The following is a 12,379-nucleotide window of genomic DNA, read 5'->3' as shown; positions in this document are numbered from 1 at the left end:
GCTCAGTCGATGACCGGCGGCACGATACGGCGACCGCCCTGCTGCCAGGTCTCTTCGTCTTCTGTCAGATAGTCGGGGCGCTGTCCGTCCTCGCTCTCGGGACGGCGACCGCCCCGCTGCGTGGGATGCGGCACCATGCCCCCGCGCCCGGCCTGCGAGGAACGGGCTCCGCCGTCCGCCCCGGCGCCACGGACCAGGCCGGAACCACCGGGGGTGAAGGGTCGGGCGCCGGTCGTCCCGGGCTGCTGCGTACGCCCGGCCACCGTCCCGCCGGTCTCGCCCGCGAACCGCCGGCCACCGGCCGTACCGCCCTGAGCGCCCATGGGGCCGCCCATCGCACCGCCGCCGGTCCCGCCGGCCATCGGAGGACGTCCGTGCATGGCCTCACCGCCCACGACCGTGCCACGCGGGATCCCGCCGGTGGGGCGGCCCGAGCTCGAAGGAGGCAGGGGGCGACCGCCGACGATGCCGCTGTCACGTGGCATGCGCGCGCCCGGGGAACCGCTGGTGAGAGACCCCTGTCCGGGCATCGGCGACACACGCCCACCGCCGCCCGAGCGGCCTCCCCCCGAAACGGGCGTGGCGGTGCCGCCGCCGAACGCGGGCGGGATCACCCCGACCGGAGGCATGACCGTAGCGTCGGGACGACCCGTCGGAGGAACCACACTCGGCGTGCCGGTCGGCGGGAGCTGCGTCGGAGGCAGCGTGGCCACCCCGTCGATCTCCATGGCCACGGGAACGTCCCGCGTCGGCGACGGCTGATATGTGCGAACCTCCGGGTTCACATCCGGCGTCACCGATCCCCGGGTCTCCGTGGCAGCGTGGCGAGCCGAGGCGACGGAGCCGTCAGAAGTACCACCACCACCGCTCGTGTACCCGGTGGACCAGGACGCGTCACTGGAGCTGTCGATCTGTACATCCGGCACGAACGCCCCCGGCGGCGGCGGGAACACCGGTGGCTCCTGCGCTCCGATCACGAACGACGACAGCGAGTACGACTGCGCGAGCTTGTTCATCTGCTGAACGGCTTCCGCGTGGTCCTCGTTGAGCTTGGCCCTCGCCTCCGAGGCGATCGTCCGGGAATCCGGATCGTTGCGGAACTCCAGTGCCGCTTCGAGGTTGCCCTGCGCCGACGCGTCCACCTGCGGGAGGCCGGCCTTGACCTCCCTGAGGGTCTGGGCCGCGTCGCCCATCCAGGTCGCGCCCACCGCGCTGTAGTCCGCCAGCAGCAGGGTCGCTTTCCAGGTCTGGTCGCCCCACTCCTCGAACGCCTCGCCCGCCCCGCCCCGCCAGTTCACCGAGGTGATGTACGTCTTGAGATCCTCGCCGATGTCGCTGATGGCCGTCGCCGCTTCGGACAGCAGATCGGCGTGGCTCTTGAGCGTGTCAGGGTTCGCGGCGGCGATCATGTCCCGCAGTTCCTGATGCGTGTGTGCCTCGAAGTTGGTGGTGCTCCCCGCGGGCGATCCCCCGCCCCCGCTGTTCTCAAGCATGACTCCGGTCCTTCTTTCCCCGTGTTCCCCGTTGTCCCCGCGCTTCCGGCGCGTGCCGCGTCCCGTGCGTTCCTGACGTCGTGTGACTCATGTGACTCATGTGACGTCGTGTCATGTCATCGCGGCCGACCGTCTCGCGTCAGGCCGTGACGCCCGACGAATCGCCGCCGCCGTCCGCGGGCCGGGCATCCGTGGAGCCCCCGTCCGCGGTCTGCTCCCGCTCCTCGCGCCGTTCCTGCTCGCGCCGCTCCCAGTCCCGCTGCGCGTCCTGGCTGATGCGCTGCATACGCAGCTTGATCTCGTCGTCGATGTTCTCGTATCCCCTGCGGGAGCCGTCGACCGCGATACCCAGGGCCTCGATCTGGCCGGCCAGGCCCCTGGAGAGATTCTGAAGCTCGCCGTGCACTCTGCGGTAGACCCCGTACAGCTCGTCGGCCTCACCGAAGCCCGTACCGAGGTCCGCCCTGGCGACTGTGCCGCCCGCCATCTCCGTCGGCGCCGCCGACGAGTTGTCGAGCCTGGTCAGCAGCCCGTCAACCCTGTTCTTGAACGCGATCAGCTCCGCGGCGTCGACATTCAGGTCCGCGGAACCGCCTCCGCCGCCTCCGCCGCTCCCGCTCGTCCCGCCGCCGCTCGCCGTGCTCGTCGTGGGCAGCGTCGGATACACCGGCCGCCCCGTCCCGTCGTCCTCCGCCATCGACGCCTCCCCCGTCCAACACAACTACGGAGATCACTCTAGCGAGCGCCCACGACAGTACGCATCCCGGCCTTGCAGGTGCAACGCGGATTACGTCACCACGCGTGCGACCACCAAGGCCACCAGGAGCGTTACGAGTTGGGGACCGCGACCGCCGCCTGGGGGCGGATGGGGAGACGGCTGACCGGACGGCCCGTCGCCGCGCGCACCGCCGAGGCCACCGCGGCCGGGGAGGTGACCACCGGGGCGGCGCTGGCCGGTTTGGCGCCGAAGGGGGCCACGACGTCGCGTTCTTCCACGAGTTTCACGATGCGAATGTCCGGCGCGTCCAGGGACGTCGGAAGCGCGTAGCCGGTGAGGTCGGGGCGGCGGACCAGACCTCTGTTGGTACGGAGGTTCTCCGTCAGGGCCGTTCCGATGCCCTGGGTGACACCCGCCTCGATACGGGTCGCCAGCTGCGCCGGGTTGAGGACCCGGCCGACGTCCTGGGCCACGGCCATCTCGACCACCCGGATCGAGCCCAGCTCGATGTCGACGTCCACGACCGCGCGGACCGCGCAGAAGGCCAGCCCCACGAAGGCGTCGCCCTGGCCCGACTCGTCCAGGGGCTCGGTGGGATGGGGACGGCACTGCGCGGTCGCCCAGAGTTCCTTGCCGTCCATCGCCTCGGTGACCGTGGTGGACAGCACCCCGTCGTACGAGGTGATCTTGCCGTCGGTGATCTGGAGCAGTTCGGTGGACATGCCGAACTTGTGGGCCAGCGGCTGGAGGAGCTGCGTACGGACCATCTTCGCCGCCCGCTCGACCGCGCCGCCCGAGACCCAGGTGTGCCGCCCGTGGGCGGCCGGGCCCGCCGGGGGCTGGTCCGTGTCGACCGAGGCGACATGGACCTCCTCGATACCCAGCGTCTCCTGGACGATCTGCCGGGCGAGGGTGGAGAAACCCTGCCCCGTCTCGACGGCCGCGCAGATCACCGTGGCCACCCCGTCATGGACCTTGACCGTGGCGGTGGAGACCTCGTCCGCGCCCTCGGCGCCGAGCATATGGACCATGCCCAGGGCGTAGCCCACCCCGCGCCGTACCGCGCCCGGTTCGCCCGCGCCCTCCGGGCCGCCGGGCAGCAGCCAGGCCGCCTCCGGGGTGTCCTTGGGCAGTGCGGGCAGCGGGAAGTCCCGTACGGCGGCGAGCAGTTCGGCCACCGGGGCCGGGCAGGTCACGGTCTGTCCCGTGGGCAGGATGTCGCCGGTCGCGAGGACATTGCGCATCCGCAGCTCGGCCGGGTCGATGCCCAGCTTGGCGGCCAGTTTGTCCATCTGGCCCTCGTACGCGGCACAGACCTGCATCGCGCCCTCGCCGCGGACATGGCCCGACGGCGGGTTGTTGGTGCGTACGGCCCAGCCCTCGATGAAGGCGTGCGGTACGACATACGGACCGCAGGCGAAGGCCACCGCCGCCGCGAGCGACTCGGACGAGGAGTCCGCGTACGCGCCCGCGTCCAGCAGGATCTGGGCCTCGACCTTGACCAGCCGGCCCTCGGTGTCCGCGTGGTGGCGGTAGCGCAGCAGCGTGGGATGGCGGTGGGCGTGGCCGAGGAAGGACTCCTCGCGGGTGGCGGCCAGTTTGACCGGGCAGCCGGTACGCAGCGCCAGCAGGCCGAGCGGGATCTGGAAGCCCGGGTCCTCGCGGTCGCCGGTGGCGCCGGGCACTCCCGTGACGACGACCTTCACCCGTTCCGGGTCGAGACCGAAGCAGGCGGCGGCCAGATCGCGGTCGGTGTGCGGGTCGGTGGACGCCGTGTAGATCTCGACGCCGCCGTCGGGTCTCGGCACGGCGAGGCCCGCCTCCGCGCCGATCGGCGCCGGGTCCTGGCGGCCGATGCGGTACAGCCCCTCGACGACGACCTCGCCGGTGATCTCGGGGTCGCCGTAGCGCAGCGGGATATGGCGGATCAGATTGCCGTCGGGGTGCAGCGGCTCGGCGGCGAATGCCTTCTCGGGGTCGGTGACCGGGTCGAGCACCTCGTACTCGACGGCGATCGCGGCGGCGGCGAGCCGGGCGGTGTCGGGATGGTCGGCGGCGACAGCGGCGATCGCCTCGCCGTGGTGGCGTACGACGTCCGACGCGAAGACGGGACGGTCGACGACACGGCGGCCGTACGCGGAGTCCCCGAGGACGTCCTCGTGGGTGACGACGGCCCGTACGCCCGGCATCTCGGCCGCGGCCGCGGTGTCGACCGAGACGATACGGGCGTGCGGGTGCGGAGAGCGCAGGATCGCCGCCCACAGCAGGCCCTCGGCCCACAGATCGGCGGCGTACGGGAACGTGCCCTCGGTCTTCGCGCGCGCGTCGGCCGGGGAGAGTGATGCTCCGAGGCCGTGCGCGGGGGGCTCCTGCTGAGGAGCGTCGAGCGCCTGGGCCCCGGTGGCCGCGTCGTTGCTCACGCCATGCCTCCGTCGGGCGAGTGCGGGGGCTGGGCGCTGCCGGCCCCTGGGGGTGCCTGGTGCGGGATGCGGGCTTCCTCGGAGGCCGCGGCCGCGGCCTCCGCGCTCGCGGTCCGCCCGGCGACGACTTCGTTCACCGCGTCGAGCACGCCGCGGTAACCGGAGCAGCGGCAGAGATTGCCGCAGAGCGCCTGGCGGGTCTCCAGTTCGCTGGGGGCGTGGTTGCCCTCCAGCAGATCGTGGACGGTCATGGCCATGCCGGGGATACAGAAACCGCACTGCACCGCACCGCACTTCGCGAGCGCCCGCTGGACGTCGGAGGGTTCGCCGTCGACGGCGAGTCCCTCGACCGTACGGACCTCGGACCCGGCCGCGGTGGCGGCGGGTACGAGACAGGAGGCGACGAGCCTGCCGTCGACCTGGACGTTGCAGGCGCCGCACTCGCCCTGGGAGCAGCCGTCCTTGGCGCCCGCGAGGCCGAGGCGCTCGCGCAGCACGTACAGGAGGGACTCGCCGATCCAGGCGTCGGTGACGGGGCGGTCGGCGCCGTTGACACGCAGGACGTAGGAGCCGGCGGGGTGTTCGGCGCTGTCGCTGCTGCTGGTCAGCGGCTCGGGTTCCGGCTCCGGTTCCGGCAGGGCTTCCGCTTCGGGTGCCCCCAGGTGCTCGGACGCGGGCACGGCCGCCGCCTCGGGCCGGTCCTGGGAGCTCCCCGGGTCGTGCGCCGTCATCTCGTGCGTGGACGGCTCGTGCGCCGACGGGTCATGTACGGCGGGCTGGTGGACGGACCCGTCCTGCCCCGCCGGGTCGTGTCCCACGCCGGGCGCGGGCGGCTCGTTCAGCGGAGGCGCGCCCGGCGCGCCCTCCTGGCCGGTGCCACCGATGCCGACCGTGCCACCGACGACACCGGTGCCGCCCGTGTCCTCCGGGCCCGGCGCTCCGGCCTGCTCGGTCGCCCACGGTGCCGCAGCGCCGCCCGGCAGGGTCGCCGGCGGGCTGCCGCCGCCCCACTGGGAGGCCAGCATCGAAGTGCTGAACTCGCCCGATTCATCCGGAAGATCACCGTTCGCGACCGGGATCGTCCACTGGCCGGTCAGCTCGGAGGAAGGGGCGGACCCGGCGGGGACCCCGCCGCTCTGCCCGGCGCCCGTGCCGTCCCCGGCGAAGTTCCACTGTCCGGTCGATCCCGGGTCGTAGCCGCCCTGGGCGTACGACGCCTGGAACTGCCCTCCGCCGTCCTGCCGCGGGTCCGGCCACCGTACGCCGCCCCCCGCGTCCTCCGCGGGCGTCAGAGGCGTGATCTGCGGCGGTACGTACCCGTGCCCCGGCGCGGCCAGCGGCGCGTCCTGGCCGTCCTCCGAGGGGAGCTGTACGAACGCGGTCGACTCGCCGTCGTACTCGCCGCCCTGCGGGACCGGCTGCCAGCCGCCCGGCGCGCGCGGGATCCCGCCGTCGGGACCGGCGTTGCCCGCGTTGCCGGACCGGCCGGAGTTGCCCGAGTTGCCGTAGTTGCCCGAGTTCTCGTCGGTGGTCACGACAGCGCCCTCCCCAGTGCTCGTCGGGCCAGCGTGGCGACCGTACGCCGCAGATGCTGCACGGCGGGCGACACCGGCGGGGCCTCTCCCCCGCCGACCGGCGGCGCGGGATCCGGGATGCACGCGGCGGCCACGTACTCGCCGAAGGCGGCGAGCGCCTCCTGGGTGAGCCCCCGCGCGCCGTCCCAGTCGATCAGCGAACCGATCCAGCGTTCGGCCTCCAGGGGGCGCAGCGGCATCGGCGCGATCGCGCCGACCGCGCAGCGCACCCCGCGCCGCGCCGGGTCGAGCACGACGGTGACCGACGCGGTGGCCCTGCCGGGACCGGTGCGCCCCGTCGCCTTCAGGAAGACCTGGGGGGCGTGCAGCAGGGGCACCCGTACGAAGCCGATCAGCTCGGCGGGCGCCAGCATCTCCCGGCCCGCCAGGAGATGCGAGATGGGGATCTCGCGGCGCGCGCCACCGGGACCCGCGACCACGAGGTCCGCCTCCAGGGCGGCCAGTACGGGCAGGGAGTCGCCGGTGGGGGCCGCGGTGGCGATATTGCCGCCGAGCGTGCCCGCGTTGCGGATCTGCGGCGGGCCCGCCGCGCGCGAGGACGCGGCGAGCGCGGGGATGAGGGCCGCGAAGTCGGGCCTGCCCATCCGGGCGTGTGTCAGACCGGCACCGAGCAGGGCATGACCGTCCTGGTAATGCCAGCCGCGCAGCTCGCTGATCCGGCCGAGGCCGACGAGGCCCGCGGGCCGGAGCTGGCCCTTGTTGACGGCCGCCATCAGATCGGTGCCACCCGCGACGGGCACGGCGGCTGGCATCTCCGTGAGCGCCGCCACGGCCTCGTCGAGCGAGGACGGCAGCGTCACGGACTGCGCGGTCTGCGGTGCGTGCGTGGTCAACCCGGCTACCCCTTTCCGGTGTCCCGGTGTCCCGCCTGTGTTGCCGTACCGTACGTGCTCACAGCCCGGACGTGGCAACTCTGGCACATCTTCCGGGCCCGCCGACGCGAGGGTCCGCGAAGGGCGGATCCGTCCCCCACCAGGGGGAAGGTCCGGTTTCACACCTCTTCGCCGTCACATACGGAATGCCACTCTTCGGCGTTCCTTGTACGACTTATCCCGCGCACGGTCACACGCGTGGCCACGGTCCCAGGGGCGGGGGATCGGGACGCCCGGCTTCCGCCTGGGCTCACACGTTTGGCGGCGCCCCCTCGATCGGGCGTCCGAGCACACCGGGGCGGCGCTGCCACGGCAACGGGCCGCCGGGCGGGCGGTATTCGACCCCGAGTGCGTCAAGGCGCCGGTAGTGCCCGGCCATACGCCGTTCGAAATCGGCGTAATCCCGCTCCACGGGGGCGGGGAGCGAGGACCACACGACCTCGGCGAAGGCGGCCAGCCGGGGGAAGACCTGGTAGTCGACGCGGGAGCGGTCCTGCATCACCTCGGTCCAGACATTGGCCTGAGCACCGAGCACATGGGCCGCCTCCGCCGCGGTGAGCTGGGGCGGTACGGGCTCGAACCGGTAGACGTCCTCCAGGGTGCGGACGTATCCGATGGGCATCGGCTCGTCCTCGCCCGCCGCCTGACGGTGGTCCAGATAGACCTGCTGTTCGGGGCACATGACCACGTCGTGGCCGGCCCTGGCGGCGGCGATCCCGCCCGCGTAGCCGCGCCATGACGACACGGCGGCGCCCGGGGAGAGTCCCAGGTCCGTCGTCCCGCCCCCGCCGTCCCCGTCCCCGTCCCCGCTCACGCTGCCCCCGCCGTGCCCGTCCCCGCTCACGCCGTCCCCGCCGGCCGCGCGCCCGCCCTCCAGGATCTCGTCCCAGCCGATCAGCCGCCGGCCCCGCTCGGCGAGCCAGCGGTCGAAGTGCCGGACGATCCAGGACTGGAGCTGGTCCTCGTCGGCCAGGCCCAGTTCCGCCATCCGGGCCTGGGCGGCCGGGGAGCGCTTCCACTGGTCCTTGAGGCACTCGTCGCCGCCGATGTGGACGAACGGCGAGGAGGACGCGGGGAAGAGTTCAAGGAGTTCCTCGAAGACGCCCTCGTAGAAGCGGAGGGTGTTGTCAGTGGGGGCGAGTACGTTCGCGGTAATGCCCCAGGTGTCCCAGACGGTGAGGGAGGTCGTGTCGATGACATCGGTGTTGCCGAGTTCCGGATACGCGGCGATGGCCGCCTGTGAATGGCCCGGGATATCGATCTCGGGGACGACGGTGATATGCCGCTCGGCGGCGTACGCGACGATCTCGCGGATGTCGTCCTGGGTGTAGTAACCGCCGTGCGGCTTCTCGTCCCACAACTCCGAGGCGCGGTGGCCCCATTTGGTGCGCGAGCGCCAGGCGCCGACCTCGGTCAGCCGTGGATGGCGCTTGATCTCCACACGCCATCCCTGGTCGTCGGTGAGATGGAAGTGGAAGACATTCAGCTTGTGGGCGGCGAGCAGGTCCAGATAGCGCAGGACGCCGTCCTTGGGCATGAAGTGCCGTGACACATCGAGCATCAGACCCCGCCAGGCGAAGCGGGGCGCGTCCTCGATGACGGTCACCGGTACGGTCCACGCGCGCGGCGGGCCGGCCGGCGCCGCGCGGTAGGCGTCGGGGCCGAGAAGCTGACGGAGGGTCTGCGCCCCCCAGAAGACCCCGGCGGGACCGCCGCCCTCGATACGGACCGCCTCCGCGTCGACGGCGATCCGGTAGCCCTCGGGGCCCGACTCCCGCGCGATGACGGGGCTGATGCCCAGGACGATCCGCCCGCCGGAGCCACCGGAGCCGCCGGAGTTGTCAGAGCCGCCGGAGCCGCCGGAGCCGTCCGGGCCTGGCACTCCGTCGGGGAGCGGCAGACCGGTGGCGGCGCCGACGGTCGTACGGAGCCAGCGGGCCACGCCCTCCGTGCCGGGCGCCGCCTCGATCACCGTCCCGCCGTCGAGCCGGAGAGGAGCGGCCTCCCGCGGTGCGGGAGCGGTCCGCCGGGGATTCGGGATCAGATCCATCTCGTAGGCCCTCAATCCTTGACCGCGCCGCCGAGTCCGGAGACCAGACGCCGCTGTACGAGTACGAAGAAAACGAGCACCGGAATGGTCATCACGGTGGACGCGGCCATGATGCCGCCCCAGTCGTTCTCGTCCGGTTTGAAGAAGACCAGCAGCGCCATGGGAAGCGTCGACTGGGAGGTGTCGCTGATGATGAAGGACTTGGCGAAGAGGAAGTCGTTCCAGGTCGAGATGAAGGAGAAGACGCTCGTCGCCACAAGCCCGGGGAAGACCAGCGGAAAAAGGATCTGCCACAGGAACCGGGTGCGGCTCGCCCCGTCGATGTACGCGGCCTCCTCCAGCGCTTCGGGGACCGCCTTGACGAATCCCCGCAGCATCCAGACCGCGAACGGCAGCGAGAAGGCGAGATGCGGCAGGACGAGCGAGCCGAGCGTATTGAGCAGCCCGGCGTCCCGCATCAGGAAGAACAGCGGGATGGTCAGCGCCTCGACCGGCACCATCTGCGCGACGAGGAACATGATCAGCAGGGTCGTACGGAATCGGAAGCGGAAGCGGGTCACCGCCGTGGCCGCCAGAAACGCGATCAGCGCGGAGACGATCACGACCGTGCCCGCGACCGCCAGACTGTTGAGGAAGTACCGCCCGAATTCCTGCTGTTCGAAGACCCGGCGGAAGGAGTCCAGCGACGGTGAGAGCGTCCAGGGACGGGCCTCGGTGGACTGGATCTCGCCCGCGGGTTTGACCGCCGAGAGCACCATCCAGTACAGCGGAAAGGCCACGATCACGGCGATGACGAGGGCCGATGCCTCGGCGGCCAGCCGCCAGGGACGGCGAATACGGAGCAGGTTCACAGTTCTTCTCCCCGGCGCCGGATCAGTCGCAGATAGACGAGTGTGACCGCCAGCAGAATCAGCAGCATGACCACACCGATCGCCGAGCCCAGGCTGTACTGCGAGGACGCGAAGGCCTTCTGATAGGCGTACACATTGAGCACGAGATTCTGGCCCGCGATTCCGCCTCCGTTGGTCATCACATAGATCTGGGTGAAGACCTTGAAGTCCCAGATGATCGACTGAATGGTGACGACCAGCAGGATCGGCCGGAGCATCGGCGCGGTGACGGACCGCCAGATCCGCCACTGCGACGCGCCGTCGAGGGAGGCCGCCTCCAGCACCTCGCCGGGGATCGCCTTGATGCCCGCGTACACGGTCACCATCACGAACGGGAAGGAGCACCAGACGACTTCGAGCAGCACGAGGGTGAAGGCGCTGTAACGGCCGTACGTCCAGGAGAAGTCACCGAGCCCCAGCAGCCGGTTGACGGGGCCGTAGTCCGGGTCGAAGAGAAAGACCCAGACCGTGGAGCCGGTGATCGCCGGGGTGGCCCAGGCACCGAGGGCGGCGAGCATCAGCGCGAGACGGGGCAGGGCCCGGACCCGGGTCAGCAGGACGGCGAGCGCGCAGCCCACCGCGAGGGTGGCGAGTACGCACGCGGCGGCGAAGACCACGGTCGCCAGCAGCACCTGCCAGAACTGGCTGTCCCCGAAGAGCTCGGCGTAGTTGCCGAAGCCCTTGAAGGTGGTGGGTTCACCGCCGCTGACCTGGGCCTGGGTGTACTCCAGAAAGGAGATCAGACCGAGCTGGTAGATCGGGTAGACCAGCAGCCCGCCGAGGACGACGAGGGCGGGGGCGAGATAGAGCCAGGGTGTCCAGCCCCCCTCGCCCGCCCGCCGAGGGCCCTTACGGCCGGCGGCGGCGACCGCCGCCGGGCCGTCGGTGCGGTTCGTCATCGCGGTCAGCTCGCGGACGCGAAGGCGGCGTCCATCTTCTTCGCGGCCTCGTCGGACGCCGTGGCGACGTCCTTACGGCCGCTGACGATCTCCTGGAACATGGTCGGCAGGACGAGCGAGGAGTCGATCTGGGCCCAGCCCGGCGACGCGGGTACGAACCTGGCGCCCGCGCCCAGGGTCCGTACGAAGGGCTCGACGAACGGCTCCTTCTGCGCCGACTCCGCCAGCACGTCCGTGTACGTCGGCAGGAAGCCCATCGCGTCGAACAGCTTGGCCTGGGTGTCCTTGCCGGTGAGCGACTTCAGCAGGTCCACCGCGAGCGTACGGTGCGAACTGCTCTTGAGGACGCCGATGTTGTTGCCGCCCGCGAACGCCGGCGCGACCGAACCCGCCGTGACACCGGGCAGCGGCACCACCGCGTACTTGCCCTTCACCGAGCCCGCCTCGACGGCGGAGTGACTGAAGTCACCGCCTATCGCCATCGCGGCCTTGCCCGAGGCGAAGGCCGTCACCGTCGCGTTGCCGCCCATGGAGGCGCACTTGGCGGCCGGACAGTTGTCGTCGCCGAAGAGGGAGGTGTAGGCCTCGATGCCCTTGCGGGCGGCCGGACTGTTGACCGCGGCCTTGTACGTACCGCCGCTCTCCTCGGCGAGTTCGCCGCCGTTCGCCCAGAGGAACGGCATGGCGCCGTAGGTGTACGCGCCGCCGACCGCGAGCCCGTACAGATCCGGCTTCGCCTTGTGGATCTTCTTGGCCGTGGAGATCAGCTCGGTCTGTGACGTGGGGGCCTTGATCCCCAGTTCCTCGAAGACATCGGTGCGGTAGTAGAGCGCGCGGACGCCGACGAAGAGCGGCGCCCCGTAGATCTTTCCGTCCACGGTGACGGACCGCTTCGCCGTCGGGTCGGTGTCCTTGGCCTCGTCCCAGGCGTTGAACTCCGCGGTGACATCGGCGAGTCCGCCGTCCTTCACATATCCGGCCGTGTCGGTGTTGCCGTACTCGATCAGATCGGGCGCGCTCTTCGGGTCGTTGAACGCGGCCTTGATGCGCTGGGCACGGGTCTCGACCGGGATGTACTCGATCTCCACCTTCGCGCCCTCGTGCTCCTTGCCGAAGGCGGCGACGGCGGCGTCGACGACCTGCTCCTTGGGCTTGTTGCTGACCTCCTGGAAGAGCCAGACGCGCAGGGTGCCGCTCTTCTCGTCCTTGGTGGCGCTGGTGTCGGATGTCTGCGGGGCGCACGCGGTGGCGGTGAGGCCGACGAGCGCGAGGGCCGCGAGGGGGATCGTCATACGGGCAGAAAGCTTCATCCGGGGTCCCTACGAGTTGGCGTTGCAGCATGCGCAACGCACGTTTCGTGCTGCACAACACGCAGGAGACTAGGCGTGGCCGGATCACGCCGACAAGTGGTCTCAACCATTTCGTTGCAGCGGACACGGCGG

9 protein-coding genes are annotated in these 12,379 nt (G+C 71.4%); all 9 read right to left on the bottom strand.

Annotated features, from left to right (window positions below):
• Window positions 1-2 precede the first annotated feature (2 nt).
• Complete coding sequence (locus OG214_RS25000) at window positions 3-1,493, bottom strand: WXG100 family type VII secretion target (protein WP_363081889.1); 1,491 nt, start codon at window positions 1,491-1,493, stop codon at window positions 3-5.
• A gap of 139 nt (window positions 1,494-1,632) precedes the next feature.
• Window positions 1,633-2,190: a hypothetical protein gene (locus tag OG214_RS24995; protein WP_363081888.1), complete on the bottom strand. Its 558-nt coding sequence runs from the start codon at window positions 2,188-2,190 to the stop codon at window positions 1,633-1,635.
• Window positions 2,191-2,321: 131 nt separating this feature from the next.
• Window positions 2,322-4,631 (bottom strand): xanthine dehydrogenase family protein molybdopterin-binding subunit, encoded by a 2,310-nt coding sequence (locus tag OG214_RS24990; protein WP_363081887.1) that lies wholly within the window; start codon window positions 4,629-4,631, stop codon window positions 2,322-2,324.
• Entirely contained in the window at window positions 4,628-6,166 is a 1,539-nt protein-coding gene (locus OG214_RS24985; protein WP_405986012.1) for a 2Fe-2S iron-sulfur cluster-binding protein, read from the bottom strand. The genes OG214_RS24990 and OG214_RS24985 overlap by 4 nt, the downstream gene beginning before the upstream one ends.
• Entirely contained in the window at window positions 6,163-7,059 is an 897-nt protein-coding gene (locus tag OG214_RS24980; protein ID WP_405986011.1) for an FAD binding domain-containing protein, read from the bottom strand. Before OG214_RS24980 ends, OG214_RS24985 begins: the two co-directional genes overlap by 4 nt.
• Before the next feature lie 289 nt (window positions 7,060-7,348).
• On the bottom strand, window positions 7,349-9,148 hold the full coding sequence (locus tag OG214_RS24975) for a beta-N-acetylhexosaminidase (RefSeq protein ID WP_405986010.1): 1,800 nt from the start codon (window positions 9,146-9,148) through the stop codon (window positions 7,349-7,351).
• 11 nt (window positions 9,149-9,159) lie between these two features.
• A complete protein-coding gene (locus OG214_RS24970) occupies window positions 9,160-9,999 on the bottom strand; it encodes a carbohydrate ABC transporter permease (protein ID WP_363085133.1) in 840 nt (279 codons plus the stop codon).
• Window positions 9,996-10,937, bottom strand: a complete 942-nt coding sequence (locus OG214_RS24965) for a sugar ABC transporter permease (RefSeq protein WP_363085132.1) — start codon at window positions 10,935-10,937, stop codon at window positions 9,996-9,998. Before OG214_RS24965 ends, OG214_RS24970 begins: the two co-directional genes overlap by 4 nt.
• A 5-nt stretch (window positions 10,938-10,942) precedes the next feature.
• Entirely contained in the window at window positions 10,943-12,247 is a 1,305-nt protein-coding gene (locus tag OG214_RS24960) for an extracellular solute-binding protein (protein ID WP_405986009.1), read from the bottom strand.
• Window positions 12,248-12,379 lie beyond the last annotated feature (132 nt).

The organism is Streptomyces sp. NBC_00872 (genome assembly GCF_045161915.1).
Classification (GTDB): Bacteria; Actinomycetota; Actinomycetes; order Streptomycetales; family Streptomycetaceae; genus Streptomyces.
This window is presented reverse-complemented; position numbering and strand designations above follow the sequence as displayed.